This is a genomic window from Marinomonas ostreistagni, assembly GCF_016461785.1.
GTDB lineage: Bacteria > Pseudomonadota > Gammaproteobacteria > Pseudomonadales > Marinomonadaceae > Marinomonas > Marinomonas ostreistagni_A.
In genome coordinates this window covers 116805-133438 of sequence record NZ_JAEMUH010000013.1, presented here as the reverse complement: position 1 = coordinate 133438, position 16634 = coordinate 116805, and the positions used below count along the sequence as shown (strand labels likewise).

The window sequence follows — 16634 nt, the reverse complement described above, 5'->3', positions numbered from 1 at the left end:
ATTACCCCCGAATAACTGCTCCGAGTTTCTCAGCCAATGCTGCAGTGACAGATTCCACCGCGCTGTTCACTTCTTCATCACTAAGAGTGTGTGAAGGATGCTGCCACGTCAAGCCCAAAGCGACACTTTTTTTAGATTCATCAATGCCTTGGCCTTGATAAACGTCGAAAACAGCGACTTTTTGGAACGCTTCACCAGCGTTATCAGCAATGACTTTTTCAAGTTCATTAACCGGTGTTGCACGGTCAACAAGTAATGCAAGGTCACGGCGTACTTCAGGGAATTTTGATACACGTTGGTACTCAGGAAGCTTCGCACCCAGCACAGTATTCAAATCAACTTCAAACACATAAACCGCTTGGTTTGTACCCAGCTGCTTCGCTAATTGCGGGTGAAGTTCACCAATCACACCAACGCGTTCGCCATTCACTAACACATATGCTGAACGACCTGGGTGAAGATATTCTTCATCGGCACGCTCAAACTCAGGCTTAGGACCTTGGTTTAGTGCAAACAGAGCTTCAACGTGCGCTTTAAGGTCGTAGAAATCGACTTTTTCGTTGTTGTGATACCACCCTTCAGGGTAACGAGAACCTGCAATTAGACCGGCTACTTGATGCTTCTGATCCAGTTCATCTAACTTGTTCACATCCCCTACGAAGCGACTACCCGTTTCGAAAATACGAACGCGAGACTGCTGACGGTTTTGGTTATGAAGGTAAACCTTCACAAGACCAGGAAGCAAGCTTGGACGCATCACACCCATATCACCAGAGATAGGGTTTTCCAACGGCACAGGATCAATCGCAGGGAAGAACTGCTTGCTCATCACTGGATCAATAAAGCTGTAAGTCACAGCTTCTTGGTAACCTTGAGAAACCAATGTTGCGCGTAGCGATTGGATCGGTGTTTTGCTTTCAGACGCTGGCGTAAAGTTCACAGCAGCCGTAGGCATAGACGAAGGAAGGTTGTCATACCCGTAGATACGAGCCACTTCTTCAATCAAGTCAGCTTCGATTTCGATATCAAAGCGATGTGACGGTGCAACCGTTACCCACTGCTCATCCGTAACCTCAACCATTTCAAGATCAAGGCGCGTTAGGATATCCGTCACTAGATCTTTATCTAGAGAGGTCGCTAGGTACTGATCAAGCTTCTTACGACGCAATGTCACTTGGTTCGCTTTCGGCAAGTTGGCTTCTGTCACAACTTCGTTGACAGGACCCACTTCACCGCCTGCAATCTCAAGGATTAGTTGGGTTGCACGCTCGATTGCTTTTGGCGCTAGGGTCGCATCTACACCACGCTCAAAGCGGTGAGAGGAATCGGTATGCAAACCGTACGAACGCGCTTTACCCGCTAGAGCTAGTGGAGCAAAGAAAGCACTTTCTAAGAAAATGGTTTGCGTTTGATCGTTCACACCAGAGTGCTCACCACCCATGATACCCGCCATCGCCAATGGTTTTTGCTCATCCGCAATCACCATAGTATCAGCGCGTAGCGCGATTTCTTGACCGTCCAGTAGCAATAGCTTTTCACCTTCTTCAGCCATACGTACAACGATAGAGCCAGAAAGGTTATTCAAATCAAAAGCGTGCATTGGCTGACCAAGTTCAATCATTACGTAGTTTGTAATGTCTACAATCGGGTCAATAGAGCGGATACCGCTACGACGTAACTTTTCAACCATCCAAAGCGGCGTTTCTGCTTTAACATTGACACCTTTGATCACACGACCAAGGTAACGTGGACAGCCTTCTGTTGCATCAACTCGGATTGGGAAGCTATCGTCGATGGAAACAGTTTGTTCCGTAATCGTAACAGGCGTTAGATCGACCTTATTGATAACACCCACTTCACGAGCAAGACCTGCAATGCTTAAGCAGTCAGCACGGTTTGGCGTTAGATCAACGTCAATGATGCTGTCATTTAAGTTTAGGTATTCACGGATGTCTGCACCGACTGGCGCGTCTGCAGCAAGCTCCATAATGCCATCGTTATCATCGCTAATTTCAAGCTCAGAAGCTGAGCACAGCATACCAAACGACTCAACTTGACGTAATTTCGCTTTTTTAATTTTGAAATCGCCACCAAGCACCGCGCCGATTTTCGCAAACGGAATCTTAATACCTGGACGAGCATTTGGCGCACCACACACTACTTGGAACTGCTCAGTACCATCAGAAACGGTACACACTTGCAGTTTGTCAGCATTCGGGTGTTGTTCTGCCGCTAGGATTTCACCAACGACAACACCAGTAAATACTCCAGCCGCAGCTTCAACTTCGTCCACTTCTAGACCAGCCAATGTCACTTGAGCCACTAGCTCATCTGTCGTGACGTTTGGATTGACCCACTCTCTTAGCCAATTTTCACTGAATTTCATAGTTAGCCTTGGTCCTTACTTGAATTGCGTTAGGAAACGAAGATCGTTTTCAAAGAACATACGTAGGTCGTCCACTTTGTAACGCAACATCGCGAAACGTTCGACCCCCATACCAAAGGCAAAACCAGTGTACTTCTCAGGGTCAATACCAGACATTTCCAATACTTTTGGATGCACCATGCCACAGCCTAATACTTCCAACCAAGACTCTTCGCCTTTACTGTTAGTACGCATGATATCGACTTCGATAGAAGGCTCTGTGAATGGGAAGTAACTAGGACGGAAACGTACTTTTAGATCATCTTCGAAGAATACGTTTAGGAACTGCTGTAAAATACCCTTCAGGTCAGCGAAAGAAATATTTTCATCAATCAGTAGACCTTCCACTTGGTGGAACATCGGTGTATGGGTTTGATCAGAGTCGCTACGGTAAACGCGACCTGGGCAGATAATTCGAATCGGTGGTTGATTGTTTTCCATCGTACGAACTTGCACAGGAGATGTGTGAGTACGAAGAACCGTGTTCGGATTAAAGTAGAATGTGTCTTGCATCGCACGTGCTGGGTGATGCGCAGGAATGTTCAGCGCTTCGAAGTTATGATAGTCATCTTCGATTTCAGGGCCAGAGGCAACATCAAAACCAATACCACGGAAGAAGTTTTCAATTCGCTCCATGGTACGAGTAACTGGGTGTAAACCACCGATTTCTTGACCTTTACCAGACAAAGAAATATCGATTGTTTCAGTGGCAAGTTTTGCGTTCAATGCGGCAGCTGCTAGAGCAGTCTTACGCTCGTTCATTTTCTCTTGAACTTGCTGTTTTGCTTCGTTTACCAATTGACCGAACTTAGGTCGATCTTCCGGCGCAACATTACCTAGTTGCTTTAGAAGCGATGTAAGAGCACCTTTCTTACCTAGGTACTGAACACGCACCTCGTCAAGACCGGCCTCGTTATCAGATGCAGCTACCGCAGCTAAGGCGTCAGCAAGAATCTGGTTTAGGTTCTCCATTTCATACTCCAAAAAATAAAATAGGGGAAGAGCGTTGGCTCTTCCCCTATCAAAGACTGCTTGAGTGACAACACATCAGATGTATGTTCACCCTAGGCACTACGTCTCAATTAAGCCAAGCTTGCTTTCGCTTTTTCAACGATCGCAGCAAAAACTTCTTTTTCGTAAACTGCCAAGTCAGCCAATACTTTACGGTCGATTTCAATAGAAGCTTTCTTAAGACCAGCAATGAAGCGGCTGTAAGATAGACCGTTTAGACGAGACGCCGCGTTGATACGAGCAATCCATAGAGCACGGAATTGACGTTTACGTTGACGACGGTCACGGTAAGCGTATTGACCTGCTTTGATAACCGCTTGTTTCGCTACACGAAATACACGGCTACGAGCACCGTAGTAACCTTTAGCTTGCTTTAAAATCTTTTTGTGACGGCGACGAGCCTGAACACCACGTTTTACGCGAGGCATAATATAAACCCTTTAACTAGTTGTTGACTGAAAATATCGATTAAGCGTATGGAAGCATGCGAACGATCAATGGCTTATCGCAAGATTTAACTTGCTGCATTGAACGAAGTTGACGCTTACGCTTAGTAGACTTTTTAGTCAGGATGTGACTAGTGAAAGACTGCTTATGTTTAAAACCGTTAGCGGTACGTTTGAAGCGCTTAAGAGCACTACTATTAGATTTAATTTTTGGCATGGTAAAACCACTCTCGCATTCGTTAATGTTAAATGTAATAACAAGGGCTAAGCTCAAGACTTAGCCACCTTTATTACTTCTTCTTTTTAGGGGCCAGCACCATAGTCAATTGACGACCTTCCATTTTCGCAGCCTGCTCTACAACTCCATGTTCTTCCAAGTCTTGTGCGACTCGGTTCATAAGTTGCATGCCAAGCTCCTGATGGGCCATTTCACGACCGCGGTAACGTAAAGAAACCTTAGCCTTATCCCCTCCTTCAAGGAAACGTATCAGGTTGCGGAGTTTTACCTGATAATCCCCTTCCTCCGTCCCTGGACGGAATTTCATTTCTTTAACTTGGATTTGCTTCGCATTCTTCTTCTGAGCAGCTTTAGCTTTCTTCTGCTCGAAGATGTGCTTACCGTAGTCCATGATTTTGCAAACAATCGGATCTGAATCAGCAATCTGCACTAGATCTAGTCCTGCTTCTTCAGCAGCGGCCAGTGCTTCTTCAATCGAAACAACACCAATTTGATCACCTTCAGCACCGATTAGGCGCACTTCGGTAGCTCGAATGTTTTCGTTGATTTGAGGACGCTGCTTAGCGGCAGCACGTCCACGATTCATATTACCTTTTATAGCTCTATCTCCATTTGTTATTTACGACTACGGCGTGAGACATCATTTTGAAGCAACTCTTCAAATTCTTGAATACTCATCACACCCAGATCATCACCGGTACGAGTACGAACAGCAACTTGCTGATTCTCAACTTCTTTGTCACCGACAACGATCAAATAAGGTACTCGTTGTAAAGTATGCTCGCGGATTTTAAACCCGATCTTCTCGTTTCTCAAGTCAAGTTTTGCTCTGAAGCCCTTAGAATTTAAAGTTTTCTCTAAATTCGCACAATATTCTGCTTGTCGATCCGTGATATTCATCACAACAACTTGTTCAGGCGCGAGCCAAACTGGGAAAGCACCCTCTGTTTCTTCGATCAAAATACCGATGAAACGCTCAAGTGAACCAACGATCGCACGGTGCAACATGACAGGAGTCTGACGCGAGCCGTCTTCCGATACATATTGAGCCCCTAGACGCGTTGGCATCGAGAAATCAACTTGAATTGTACCACACTGCCAAACACGGCCGATGGCATCTTTCAAAGAGAATTCAATCTTAGGCCCGTAGAAGGCACCTTCACCTGGCAACTCTTCCCAATCTAGCTGAGCTGAATCTAGTGCATCAGACAAAGCCTTCTCTGCCTTATCCCACACCTCATCAGAACCTACACGCTGCTCAGGACGAGTTGATAGACGATAAATAATCTGATCGAAACCAAAATCTGCGTACACTTCATGAAGCAAGCCGATGAACTCAGAAACCTCTGCCTGAATTTGATCTTCAGTAACAAAGATATGACCATCATCTTGAACGAAGTTACGTACACGCATAATACCGTGTAGAGCACCCGATGGTTCGTTACGGTGACATGACCCGAATTCCGCCATACGGAAAGGAAGGTCACGGTAACTCTTAAGCCCTTGGTTGTACACTTGAATGTGACAAGGACAGTTCATAGGCTTCACAGCGTAGTCGCGGTTCTCTGAATGAGTAGTAAACATATTTTCATGATACTTACCCCAGTGACCAGATTTTTCCCACAACACACGGTCAACTATTTGAGGTGTTTTTACCTCTTGGTAACCGTTATCAAGTTGTTTCTGGCGCATATACTGCTCAACTGTTTGATACAGTTTCCAGCCTTTAGGGTGCCAGAACACCATGCCTGGTGCTTCTTCTTGAACATGGAATAAATCCAGCTTTTTGCCCAGCTTACGGTGATCGCGTTTTTCAGCTTCTTCAATACGAGTAAGATAAGCTTTTAGATCTTTCTTATCTGACCAAGCAGTACCGTAAATACGCTGGAGCTGCTCGTTATTTGAATCACCGCGCCAATATGCACCAGCTAATTTCATTAATTTAAAGTGACGCAGCACACGTGTATTAGCAACGTGCGGCCCACGACACATGTCCATATATTCTTCATGATGGTACAAGCCTACTTCTTTAACAGACTCGTCCATATCATCAATCAGCTGAACTTTGTAATCTTCGCCACGCTCCACAAATTGAGCACGGGCCTGATCAATTGGCGTCATCTTTTTGATAACGTCATAATCTTTTTTGATAAGCTCACCAATACGTTTTTCAATCGCCGCCATATCATCAGGCGTGAATGGTCGCTCGTAAGCAATATCGTAATAGAAGCCTTCATCAATTACTGGGCCAATCGCCATTTTAGCCGTTGGAAATAATTGTTTAACAGCGTGGCCTACCAGGTGGGCAAATGAGTGGCGAATGATCTCAAGACCTTCTTCATCACGTCCCGTTACCAAGCTCACATCTGAGTCTTCGGTGATCAATTCACAAGCATCAACCAATTGTCCATTGATTTTACCTGCAACGGTGGCTTTCGCTAAACCAGGACCAATGTCCTCTGCTACTTGCATTAATGTAACGGGTTCAGAAAATGAACGCTGGCTACCATCTGGTAAAGTAATTACTGGCATTTGTTTCCCCTATCGGAGTCAGTGGTGCTCCATACGTAAGAGCACATGTAAATTTAAGCGCATTAACCTAACATTAATGGATTAATTTTGCGACCTTGTAGAGCGACATTCACAGTTAAACCTATACACACAATCTTAAATACAAAAATCAACCTTTTTTTGTGCTTTTCAGACGTAGACATTCCGCCACAGGCGAGTAAAATGGCGCACGTTTCACAACAACCGCACCAGACAATTTTTAGGCCCTATGGATTACGAAGCAATTGACAAGTACTGCGTTGAGACAACTCAACCAGAGCCCGACCTTTTGTTAGAATTAGTTGAAAAAACTTATACTGACATGGGCTACCCGAACAAATTATCGGGTCGCACCATTGGTCGCACACTTAAGATGCTTGCAAAGATTCACCAACCTAAAATGGCTCTAGAGATTGGTATGTTTACAGGCTATTCCGCTCTTTCAATTGCTGAAGGCATGCCTGATGACGGCCAATTAATTTGTTGTGAAACCAACCCCCGTGCAATTGAGTTTGCACAAAAGTTTTTTGATCGCAGCCCTAATGGCAGCAAGATCACTCCTGTATTTGGCCCAGCTCTGGAAACCATCCAAACGCTTAAAGGCCCCTTAGATTTTGTTTTTATTGATGCCGATAAACGCAATTATCTGAACTACTATGAAGCTGTCGTACCACTAGTTCGATCTGGTGGCCTTATCATAATCGACAACTCTATCTGGCAAGGACGTGTACTCTCTCCTGTAGAGAATAGCGATATTGCAGTGGATGCAATGAACCAACGTATCGCTAAAGACCCGAGAGTGGAAAATGTTCACCTCCACGTACGAGACGGTTTAAATCTCGTTTTCAAACTTTAGAACCCATTAATTTATTGCAAGCGCCCAGACAACGTCTCTTATAGGCGAGGTTGGGTATGCTTTTGCATTTGACTGTAAGAATTCAAGAGGCAGGGATTTTGGTTGTTTTTAAAATCACAAATAATGTCACTGGAAAACACTATGTTGGTACATCCTTCAATAGTGGCTTCCAACGCTTTGAACAGTATGTTGAAGCTTCAAGTGAAAATTTAGACTACCCACTGTACGAGGACATCCGCACTCATGGTGCAGACGCCTTTTCAGTGGAAGAACTATTTGAAACAAGCGACAAAGAAGAGCTTTACGAACTAGAGCAAGACTACATCGTTATTTATAACGCTGAAAGTCTTCGTGGCTATAAAATTGGTCAAACAACATCAAAAGCAAAGACTTTTGATTTCGGCAAAAAAGCCATGTTCGACACCAATGGTAACTCAACTGCTGAACCGGTAAAAAAACCTACCACACGCAAAGCAGCAGCTACCAAGAAATCCACAGAGATGCCGAAAGTTGAACTTCCGAAGAAAGATGCACCAAAACCTACAGTGGCCTCTTTTTTTGGTGAGTTAATTGGTGAAGATCGTCTAGATACACCTGCAACTGGACAGGTCGAAGACCCAACAAAGCCATCAACCATTAAACGTAGCGCAAGCTCTGCAGCCAGCGCCAAAAAACCGACAACACGCAGCGCTAGCAACATTCAAAAAATGCTGCGCGAGGCAGAAAAACAAGCAAAAGCAGAACGTGCTGAGCAACTTCGCAAACAACAAGCAGAACAAGCTGATGAGATGGCAATGATTATGGCCAAGCTCGATGTGACAGCCAAGTCTGCAAACTCAGCTTTCCGTCGCCGCAAAGGCTAAGACTGAACCGCCTTAAGTAGCAATCAAACTAAAAAGCCCCCTCGGTAACTCAGTCACCAAGGGGGCTTTTTTATAAACTAAATATCTAACTATGCACGCGCTTTTTTAAGCGTCTCAGAAATCATAAACGCTAACTCTAAAGACTGATCTGCATTTAAACGCGGATCACAATGAGTGTGATAACGATTAGCCAGATCCGCTTCGGTCACCTGGAAAGCGCCACCCACACACTCCGTAACATTTTGTCCAGTCATCTCAAAATGCACGCCACCTGGATAGGTTCCTTCAGCTTTATGCACCTCGAAAAACTGCTGCACTTCACGTAACACATCGTCAACTTTACGAGTCTTATACCCTGTACTCGCCTTGACAGTATTACCATGCATCGGATCACTGCTCCACACCACTTTTTTACCTTCGCGCTCAATAGCACGAATTAGGTTTGGCATACCATCAGCAACTTTATCAGCCCCCATACGAACAATGACGTTTAAGCGCCCTTCTTCATTATTTGGGTTCAAAATGTCGCAAAGACGGATTAGATCCTCAGGGTCCATTGATGGACCAGCTTTAACACCAATTGGGTTATGGACACCACGCAGGAACTCCACATGCGCCCCATCAATCTGACGCGTTCGATCGCCAATCCATAGCATGTGTGCAGAGCAGTCGTACCACTTACCGGTCAAACTGTCCTGGCGAGTCAGCGCCTGCTCGTATGGCAACAACAATGCCTCATGAGAGGTATAGAAAGAAGTCTCTCTGAATTGAGAAGTCCCTGCACCGAGCCCACATGCTTCCATGAATTGAAGTGCGTCATCAATCTTATCCGCAATCGCTTTATAACGCTCACCCGCAGGGCTCGAACTAATAAAATCTAAGTTCCATTGGTGTACTTGATGCAAGTCCGCAAAACCACCTTGGGAAAAAGCACGCAGCAAGTTCATGGTCGCAGCACTTTGGTTATACACTTTCACCAAACGCTCAGGATCCGGGATGCGAGCAGACTCATCAAACTCGATGCCATTAATAATATCACCACGATAACTCGGCAACTCCACCCCATTCACAGTCTCGGAACCAGAAGATCTTGGTTTGGCAAACTGACCAGCCATCCGCCCAACTTTTACAACCGGACACTTACCTGCATAGGTCATCACAACTGCCATTTGCAGCAACACTTTAAAGGTATCGCGAATGTTATTCGCCGCAAACTCCGCAAAGCTTTCAGCACAGTCGCCACCTTGAAGCAAAAAGGCTTTACCTTGTGCTACCAGGGCAAGATCTGCACGCAATTGACGCGCCTCTCCAGCAAATACCAATGGTGGCATCGCAGACAATGTTTGCTCAACTCCCAATAATGCTTCGGCATTAGGGTACTCCGGTTGTTGCAAAGCCGTTTTCTGACGCCAGCTCTGTACGTCCCATGAATTAGGCATTTATACCTCTTATTGTATTTATCTTTCTTACTACAGTTAGCGGGCAACAACCCACAAAATCTGCGCATCTTCAGGAGACAAAGACACAACAATATGACCCATTGTCGCATCGTAATACACACTGTCCCCTTCATTCAGTTCTACTGGCTCATAGAACTCTGAATAAAATACCACGCTGCCCGATAAAACCAAGAGAAATTCTTCTCCGTCATGGCGCACCCATTCCTTGAACTCTGAAAAATTACGAGCTCTAACAATGGTTTTAAAAGGCACCATTTTCTTTCGACTTATAGAATAGCTTAGCAATTCATGCTCATAGGTAGCCGTAGGATGCGGCTCCCCCTCACCTGAGCGTGTAATATCTCTGCGCCCCGCCATCGAGTGCTCTTGAGCTTCGACAAATAACTGAGGCAGGTCCATACCAAGACCACCAATTAGCTTTTGTACAATGGCAAAACTAGGTGAAACTTGATCATTTTCAATTTTTGATAAGGTAGAGCGCGCGATACCTGTTCGCTTACTTACTTCCTCTAATGTCCAACCTTTTGTCAGACGAATCTCTTTGACACGCTTACCAAGTTCAAGCGGCTCAACGAAATGATCTGGATCAGAAGCGGTTGCAGTTTCTAATGAAGGTCTACTTACCATCAGTGTTTTCTCCTTTACGCTTCACAAGTTTACTAAAATAAACTCTATTGACCTATATGATATTCGACCCTCTTATGACTCTAAAGCACAAAAAAAGCCCGCTGAACGAGCTTTTGTAAAAAGATAAAGCAATATCACTTTTTAAGTGGCTGCATGGCCGGCAAACAACGATTTAAATCAAAGCCTTTTTCAAGCACCTTTGTAAATAGGTTATCGAAGCTAACATTGTCATTATGTAGTGCAAGAACCCATAGTACTGATGATCGAGTACCAGTACGACAATAAGCAAACACTTTATCGCTTGACTGAATCAACTCATTTTGAGTCGATACTTCAGCCACCGAGAGGTTATTTAAATTTATCGGATTATAAACATATCGCAGACCTGCTTCCTCAACCTCTCGCTTGACCTGATCACTCGATGGCTGATCATCAGACTCCCCATCAGGACGGTTATTAACCACTACATCAAAACCCAAACGCTTTAATTCAGCGACATCCGGCAAAACAATTTGAGGCGAAACAGAGTATTGAGGTGACAATTCTGTGATTTTCATAACTATACGACCCTTAATTTATGAACGATAAAGCACTTTAATGAGGTGAAAACCAAATTTGGTTTTCACAGGACCCTGAATTTTTAGCAAAGGACCGGTAAACACCGCTTTATCAAACGGCCCCACCATATCCCCTTTCCGAAACTCTCCTAAATCCCCACCCTTTTTACCGGATGGACAGGTTGAGAATTTCTTTGCTAATTGATGAAAATCAGCCCCTTTATCTAACTTATTTTTTAGTTCTTCCGCTTCCTGCTTAGTCTTTACCAAAATATGGCATGCACTCGCTGTCGCCATAGTGACCTCTTTCATGACTCATTTTAAACATTCACAGCAAAAGCTGTGGTACATTCGACAGTATAACTTGTTTAACTTAAGAGGATAACATGGAGCTAATGCCATCATCGGAAGAGCTTTCGATTCTTTTGGTAGAACCGTCTTCCACACAGCAGAAAATCATACAGAAAGCACTAGAAGAAACGGGTGTAAGACATTTGTATTTTGCCGATTCAGTCAAATCAGCCATTTACTCAATTAAAGAAAACGAACCCGACCTGATCGTTTCCGCCATGTACTTACCTGACGGCACAGCAGAGACTCTAGTTACACTGGTGAAAAAGCACCCAGATACCGAGCACATTCATTTTATGCTAGTTTCCAGTGAGCGAAATCGAGCTCAACTCGAAACATTGAGGCAAGCCGGCGTCATAGCAATACTACCAAAACCTTTCGCCATGAAAGACCTTCAACGTGCGATTAACGCAACGCTTGATCTAAGTATTGAGCAAGAAATCGATCTAGAGCTGATCGACCCGCACGAAATGCAAGTACTGATTGTCGATGATAGCCGATTGGCTCAAAAGCATATTACGCGTGTGTTAGAGAAAATGGGGATTACTAATATTGATGTCGCTGCAAATGGATCCGATGCCATTACATTAATGAATGATGAGGCTTATGACTTAGTCATCACAGATTACAACATGCCTGAAATGGACGGCATTGAATTCACTCACACCATTCGAATGACTGAACATCTATCACATATACCTGTTCTGATGGTTGCCTCAAATGCAGATCAACCTCAACTAGCAAACATCACTCAAGAGGGTGTAGACGCCATTTGTGATAAAGTATTTGAACCCGAAACTCTAAGAATTTTATTACATAAAATTTTAGACTAGACAATAAAAAACGGCCGTAAAGGCCGTTTTGATTTACTAAACATTGCTATGCCAGCATCGCCTGAACAATCGGAACATTAGCCTCAGGAAAAGTATATCGCCCAAGCTCTTGACGTGGAACCCACGCAACTTCTTGACCCTCTTTACCGTGTGGCTCACCACTAAAGCCTGTCACCAAAAAAAAGTGCAACTCTACCGACTTGTCCGAGTAATCATGTCGAATCAGTTTAAAAGGCGCTGACTCCTGAACAGCAATACCACACTCCTCTGCCAATTCACGAGCCAAAGCAGTATCAGGTTCTTCACCCATTTCAACTTTACCACCTGGAAACTCCCAGCAGCCCCCTTGGTGCTTATCTTGCGAGCGTAGCGCAATAAACACTTGGTCATCACGCATGATAATGCCCGCTGCCACTCGTATCACCATTAAGTGCGGTACTCTGCATTAATCGTTACGTATTCGTGTGAGAAATCAGTCGTCCAAACCGTGTCTGACGCCTCACCTGCACCAAGGTCCACGACTATATGAATCTCTTCTGGATTCATTGCTAACTGACCTGCCTCTTCATTGTATTCAGGAGAGCGACCGCCCTCACGAGCAATCTCACAACCATTAATTGACAGAGATACTGTATCAACATTTAGGTTTTCCACCCCCGCACGACCTACAACCGCCAAGATACGACCCCAGTTTGGATCTGATGCAAATAAGGCTGTTTTAACGAGTGGGGAATGCGCAATTTCAAATGCTGTCTTCGTGGCATCAGATTGAACTTTTGCGCCTTTCACTTCTACTGTGACAAACTTTGTCGCCCCTTCTCCATCACGAACAATGGCATGAGCAAGCTCTTGCATCACCTCAAGAAAAGCCTGAGCAAACTTAGCTCCGTCGCCATGTACAAAATCTGTGATTTCAGGATTAGCAGCCTTTCCTGTTGCAACAGCAATACAAGAGTCATTTGTAGACGTATCACTATCGATGGTAATTCTATTAAAGCTCTGATTAGTGGTTTGAGCCAATAATGCCTGCAATGCCAATGGGTCTACTGCAGCATCCGTGAAAACAAAGCCCAGCATAGTCGCCATATTTGGGCGAATCATGCCAGCCCCTTTTGAAATACCACCAATGGTGATAGTTTCACCCGCTAGCTCAATTTGACGGAAAGCACCTTTGGGCAAGGTATCAGTTGTCATAATACCGCGCCCTACATTCTCCCAACCTTCTGAAGTAAGAGAAGTCAGAGCATTTGGTAAAACACTGGTAATTTTAGAGACCGGCAATGGCTCACCAATCACTCCCGTTGAGAAAGGCAACACTTGCTCAAGAGCCACTCCCGTTAGATTCGCTAGCGTCTCACAGGTATGCAAAGCATTTTGCATACCTGATTTACCCGTACCAGCATTTGCATTACCAGTATTAATCACAAGATAGCGAGGCTTAGCCTTGGCGAGATGCTCGCGACAAACTCGAACTGGAGCTGCACAGAATTGATTCTGCGTGAAAACACCCGCTACCGCGGAGCCTTCGGCCAACTCAAAGACTACAACATCTTTTTTGTTTGCTTTTTTTATACCTGCTTCCATCGCTGCAAAACGAACACCTTCAATCGAAGGGATCACAGGAAAAGAACCTAATCCAACTGCCATATTGGCCTCTCGCTCTAAACTAAATGACTAAACTAAACTACCGTGACATTGCTTGTATTTCTTACCTGATCCACATGGACAAGGCTCATTACGACCTACTCTAGGCACATCACCCGCTTGACTTGCAGACGATTGACCGTCGGTAGAATCAGACACATTAGTGGTTACTGTTGTTTTAGCAGCCTGCTCACGACGAGCCGCTTCAATCTTTTCAGCTTCTTCAGCAGACTGAACTTTTACACGAGTAACAACTTGAATCACTTCAAACTTAATTTGCTCAAGCAACCCTTGGAACAACTCAAACGCTTCGCGCTTGTATTCTTGCTTAGGGTTTTTCTGAGCATACCCACGAAGGTGAATACCTTGTCGCAGCATGTCCATTGTTTGAAGGTGCTCTTTCCAAAGCGTGTCGAGAACCTGCAGTAGAACCTGCTTCTCAAAATTACGAAGACCTTCTGCTCCAGCAACCGCCTCTTTAGCTGCATAATCATCCACAAAAGCCTGCAGAATCTTTTCACGCAAAGGCTCTTCATAAAGCTTCTTGTCTTCTGCTACCCATTGCTGAATCGCTAGCTCCAAACCGAATTCATTGCGAATACGCTCTTCTAGCCCTTCAAGATCCCACTGATCAAAAATACTTTGCGGCGGGATGTACTCATCGATTAAGCCAGAAACAACTTCTTCGCGCATAGATTGAATCGCTTCAGATAAATCATCCGAAGACATCATGTCGTAGCGCTGTCGATAGATCACTTGACGCTGATCATTAGCGACATCGTCGTATTCAAGCAATTGCTTACGAATGTCAAAGTTACGACCTTCTACCTTGCGCTGAGCCTTCTCAATAGCATTCGATACCATTTTATGTTCGATTGCTTCACCTTTTTCCATACCTAAAGCCTGCATCATTTTCTTGATACGGTCAGACATAAAAATGCGCATTAGATTATCTTCAAGAGATAAGTAGAAGCGAGAGGAACCGACGTCACCTTGACGACCAGCTCGTCCACGAAGCTGATTATCAATACGACGTGACTCGTGACGCTCAGTACCAATAATGTGCAGACCACCTGCAGCCAAAACTGCCTCATGACGAGTTTGCCAATCTGCTTTGAGGGCCTCTTTTTGATCTTCAGTCGCCTCATCACCAAGTTGAGCTAACTCAACTTGCAAGTTTCCGCCCAACACAATGTCCGTACCACGGCCAGCCATGTTAGTAGCAATAGTCACCGCACCTGGACGACCAGCTTCAGCCACGATATCCGCTTCACGATCATGCTGCTTTGCGTTCAATACGTTATGCTTAACGCCTTTTTTCTCTAAGAAGCCAGATAACAACTCCGAGTACTCAATCGAAGCGGTACCGACCAGTACTGGACGACCATTTTGGACATTTTCTTCAATGTCCTTAACAATCGCTTCGAACTTTTCTTCCGTTGTCATAAAGATTAAATCGTTAAAATCTTTACGCTGAACTGGGTTATTGGTTGGAATAACGATAACCGACAAAGCATAAATTTGCTGAAACTCAAATGCCTCGGTATCTGCCGTCCCCGTCATGCCAGACAGTTTTTCATACAAACGGAAGTAATTTTGAAAGGTTGTCGATGCAAGAGTTTGACTTTCCGCCTGAATATCAACACCTTCTTTAGCTTCAACAGCCTGGTGAATACCTTCAGACCAACGTCGACCAGCCATTGTTCGACCAGTGTGTTCATCAACAATAACTACTTGACCACCTTGAACGACATAATCGATGTTTTTCTTAAAGACAACATGAGCTCGCAAACAAGCGTATACGTGATGCAATAGCTGTAAATTGCTTGCCGCATAAAGGCTATCGCCTTCTTCTAGCATGCCTTGCTCAACAAGCCATGCTTCAACAAACTGGTGGCCATTTTCGGTCAGCTCAACATTTCGCTGGGACTCATCAAATGTATAATGACCAACTTCCTCTCCCTCTTCCTCTTGTTTTACAAGCAATGGGGCTAGGGTATTAATTTTTCGGTATTGCTCTGAACTGTCTTCAACAGCACCAGAAATAATAAGCGGCGTTCGAGCCTCATCAATTAGAATCGAGTCAACCTCATCGACAACAGCGAATGCCAATTCACGCTGCATACGATCCTCCATACGGAAAACCATATTGTCACGAAGATAATCAAAACCGAACTCGTTGTTCGTACCATAGGTAATGTCTGATTGATAAGCCGCACGCTTTTCTTCACGGTCTTGACCAGCATGAACAACACCCACACTCATATCGAGAAATTCGTACAAAGGACGCATCCAGTTTGCATCACGACGAGCGAGATAATCGTTTACCGTTACAACGTGCACACCTTTACCCGTCAGAGCATTTAGGTATACAGCCAACGTCGCAACAAGTGTTTTACCTTCACCTGTGCGCATCTCAGCAATACGACCTTCATGAAGCACCATACCACCAATCATTTGCACGTCGAAGTGACGCATCCCCATGACTCGGCTACTTGCCTCACGAACGGTTGCAAAAGCTTCTGGCAAAAGAGAGTCAAGTGACTCACCCTTAGCCAGACGCTCCCGAAACTCGGCAGATTTTGCCATCAAATCATCGTCAGTCAATTGCTTATAAGAATCTTCTAACTTGTTGATTTGAGAGACGACTTTTTTATAGCGCTTTACTTCTCGGTCATTCTTTGTACCGACAATTTTCTTAATGACTGTTCCGAACATTTTATACACAACTTAAAATTTATATGTTTTAGAGTCTAACATGGTAGATAGCTAC

At 44.5% G+C, this 16634-nt stretch carries 16 protein-coding genes; 3 read left to right on the top strand and 13 right to left on the bottom strand.

The window, feature by feature from the left end:
- Position 1 precedes the first annotated feature (1 nt).
- The 6 genes from pheT to thrS all read right to left on the bottom strand — a co-directional run bounded on the left by pheT (position 2) and on the right by thrS (position 6652).
- Positions 2 to 2386 carry a phenylalanine--tRNA ligase subunit beta gene (pheT, locus tag JHD44_RS14180; protein WP_199463423.1) on the bottom strand — a complete coding sequence of 795 codons (2385 nt, stop codon included), beginning with the start codon at positions 2384 to 2386 and terminating at the stop codon, positions 2 to 4.
- 15 nt (positions 2387 to 2401) lie between these two features.
- Positions 2402 to 3397, bottom strand: coding sequence for a phenylalanine--tRNA ligase subunit alpha (gene pheS / locus JHD44_RS14175; protein WP_199463422.1), 996 nt, complete (start codon positions 3395 to 3397; stop codon positions 2402 to 2404).
- 110 nt (positions 3398 to 3507) lie between these two features.
- A complete protein-coding gene (gene rplT / locus JHD44_RS14170) occupies positions 3508 to 3864 on the bottom strand; it encodes a 50S ribosomal protein L20 (RefSeq protein ID WP_133559386.1) in 357 nt (118 codons plus the stop codon).
- Between the two features lie 40 nt (positions 3865 to 3904).
- Positions 3905 to 4099 carry a 50S ribosomal protein L35 gene (rpmI, locus tag JHD44_RS14165; protein ID WP_055464289.1) on the bottom strand — a complete coding sequence of 65 codons (195 nt, stop codon included), beginning with the start codon at positions 4097 to 4099 and terminating at the stop codon, positions 3905 to 3907.
- 73 nt (positions 4100 to 4172) lie between these two features.
- On the bottom strand, positions 4173 to 4706 hold the full coding sequence (infC, locus tag JHD44_RS14160; protein ID WP_199463421.1) for a translation initiation factor IF-3: 534 nt from the start codon (positions 4704 to 4706) through the stop codon (positions 4173 to 4175).
- 29 nt (positions 4707 to 4735) lie between these two features.
- Complete coding sequence (thrS, locus tag JHD44_RS14155) at positions 4736 to 6652, bottom strand: threonine--tRNA ligase (protein ID WP_199463420.1); 1917 nt, start codon at positions 6650 to 6652, stop codon at positions 4736 to 4738.
- Positions 6653 to 6899: 247 nt separating this feature from the next.
- Between thrS and JHD44_RS14150 the strand changes: the two genes are divergently transcribed.
- Both JHD44_RS14150 and JHD44_RS14145 read left to right on the top strand, forming a co-directional pair.
- The gene (locus JHD44_RS14150) at positions 6900 to 7526 is read left to right on the top strand and encodes an O-methyltransferase (RefSeq protein ID WP_199463419.1); all 627 of its coding nucleotides are present in this window, start codon (positions 6900 to 6902) and stop codon (positions 7524 to 7526) included.
- Positions 7527 to 7582: 56 nt separating this feature from the next.
- The gene (locus JHD44_RS14145; RefSeq protein WP_233402142.1) at positions 7583 to 8389 is read left to right on the top strand and encodes a GIY-YIG nuclease family protein; all 807 of its coding nucleotides are present in this window, start codon (positions 7583 to 7585) and stop codon (positions 8387 to 8389) included.
- An 89-nt stretch (positions 8390 to 8478) separates the two neighbouring features.
- Here JHD44_RS14145 and JHD44_RS14140 read toward each other — a convergent pair whose 3' ends face one another.
- From JHD44_RS14140 to JHD44_RS14125, 4 genes are all read right to left on the bottom strand, one after another.
- Positions 8479 to 9828: a class II 3-deoxy-7-phosphoheptulonate synthase gene (locus JHD44_RS14140; RefSeq protein ID WP_199463418.1), complete on the bottom strand. Its 1350-nt coding sequence runs from the start codon at positions 9826 to 9828 to the stop codon at positions 8479 to 8481.
- 36 nt (positions 9829 to 9864) lie between these two features.
- Positions 9865 to 10476, bottom strand: coding sequence for a helix-turn-helix domain-containing protein (locus JHD44_RS14135; RefSeq protein ID WP_199463417.1), 612 nt, complete (start codon positions 10474 to 10476; stop codon positions 9865 to 9867).
- A gap of 134 nt (positions 10477 to 10610) precedes the next feature.
- Complete coding sequence (locus JHD44_RS14130) at positions 10611 to 11033, bottom strand: TIGR01244 family sulfur transferase (protein ID WP_199463416.1); 423 nt, start codon at positions 11031 to 11033, stop codon at positions 10611 to 10613.
- A gap of 18 nt (positions 11034 to 11051) precedes the next feature.
- A complete protein-coding gene (locus tag JHD44_RS14125) occupies positions 11052 to 11330 on the bottom strand; it encodes a peptidylprolyl isomerase (RefSeq protein ID WP_199463443.1) in 279 nt (92 codons plus the stop codon).
- Between the two features lie 89 nt (positions 11331 to 11419).
- On the opposite strand from JHD44_RS14125, the gene JHD44_RS14120 reads away from it, so the two are divergent.
- Positions 11420 to 12217: a response regulator gene (locus JHD44_RS14120; RefSeq protein WP_199463415.1), complete on the top strand. Its 798-nt coding sequence runs from the start codon at positions 11420 to 11422 to the stop codon at positions 12215 to 12217.
- A gap of 46 nt (positions 12218 to 12263) precedes the next feature.
- Here the strand turns inward: JHD44_RS14120 and mutT are convergent, their stop codons facing one another.
- Genes mutT through secA form a run of 3 tightly spaced genes read right to left on the bottom strand, consistent with a single transcriptional unit; the run spans position 12264 to position 16579 of the window.
- Positions 12264 to 12644: an 8-oxo-dGTP diphosphatase MutT gene (gene mutT / locus JHD44_RS14115; RefSeq protein ID WP_199463414.1), complete on the bottom strand. Its 381-nt coding sequence runs from the start codon at positions 12642 to 12644 to the stop codon at positions 12264 to 12266.
- A complete protein-coding gene (gene argJ, locus JHD44_RS14110) occupies positions 12644 to 13864 on the bottom strand; it encodes a bifunctional glutamate N-acetyltransferase/amino-acid acetyltransferase ArgJ (RefSeq protein WP_199463413.1) in 1221 nt (406 codons plus the stop codon). Before argJ ends, mutT begins: the two co-directional genes overlap by 1 nt.
- A gap of 27 nt (positions 13865 to 13891) precedes the next feature.
- A complete protein-coding gene (secA, locus tag JHD44_RS14105; protein WP_199463412.1) occupies positions 13892 to 16579 on the bottom strand; it encodes a preprotein translocase subunit SecA in 2688 nt (895 codons plus the stop codon).
- Positions 16580 to 16634: the final 55 nt, after the last annotated feature.

Excerpts from the sequence above, each read along its gene's own strand:
- pheT (WP_199463423.1), bottom strand. The coding sequence starts at position 2,386 with ATGAAATTCAGTGAAAATTGGCTAAGAGAGTGGGTCAATCCAAACGTC.
- pheS (WP_199463422.1), bottom strand. The coding sequence starts at position 3,397 with ATGGAGAACCTAAACCAGATTCTTGCTGACGCCTTAGCTGCGGTAGCT.
- rplT (WP_133559386.1), bottom strand. The coding sequence starts at position 3,864 with ATGCCTCGCGTAAAACGTGGTGTTCAGGCTCGTCGCCGTCACAAAAAG.
- rpmI (WP_055464289.1), bottom strand. The coding sequence starts at position 4,099 with ATGCCAAAAATTAAATCTAATAGTAGTGCTCTTAAGCGCTTCAAACGT.
- infC (WP_199463421.1), bottom strand. The coding sequence starts at position 4,706 with ATGAATCGTGGACGTGCTGCCGCTAAGCAGCGTCCTCAAATCAACGAA.
- thrS (WP_199463420.1), bottom strand. The coding sequence starts at position 6,652 with ATGCCAGTAATTACTTTACCAGATGGTAGCCAGCGTTCATTTTCTGAA.
- JHD44_RS14150 (WP_199463419.1), top strand. The coding sequence starts at position 6,900 with ATGGATTACGAAGCAATTGACAAGTACTGCGTTGAGACAACTCAACCA.
- JHD44_RS14145 (WP_233402142.1), top strand. The coding sequence starts at position 7,583 with ATGCTTTTGCATTTGACTGTAAGAATTCAAGAGGCAGGGATTTTGGTT.
- JHD44_RS14140 (WP_199463418.1), bottom strand. The coding sequence starts at position 9,828 with ATGCCTAATTCATGGGACGTACAGAGCTGGCGTCAGAAAACGGCTTTG.
- JHD44_RS14135 (WP_199463417.1), bottom strand. The coding sequence starts at position 10,476 with ATGGTAAGTAGACCTTCATTAGAAACTGCAACCGCTTCTGATCCAGAT.
- JHD44_RS14130 (WP_199463416.1), bottom strand. The coding sequence starts at position 11,033 with ATGAAAATCACAGAATTGTCACCTCAATACTCTGTTTCGCCTCAAATT.
- JHD44_RS14125 (WP_199463443.1), bottom strand. The coding sequence starts at position 11,330 with ATGGCGACAGCGAGTGCATGCCATATTTTGGTAAAGACTAAGCAGGAA.
- JHD44_RS14120 (WP_199463415.1), top strand. The coding sequence starts at position 11,420 with ATGGAGCTAATGCCATCATCGGAAGAGCTTTCGATTCTTTTGGTAGAA.
- mutT (WP_199463414.1), bottom strand. The coding sequence starts at position 12,644 with ATGGTGATACGAGTGGCAGCGGGCATTATCATGCGTGATGACCAAGTG.
- argJ (WP_199463413.1), bottom strand. The coding sequence starts at position 13,864 with ATGGCAGTTGGATTAGGTTCTTTTCCTGTGATCCCTTCGATTGAAGGT.
- secA (WP_199463412.1), bottom strand. The coding sequence starts at position 16,579 with ATGTTCGGAACAGTCATTAAGAAAATTGTCGGTACAAAGAATGACCGA.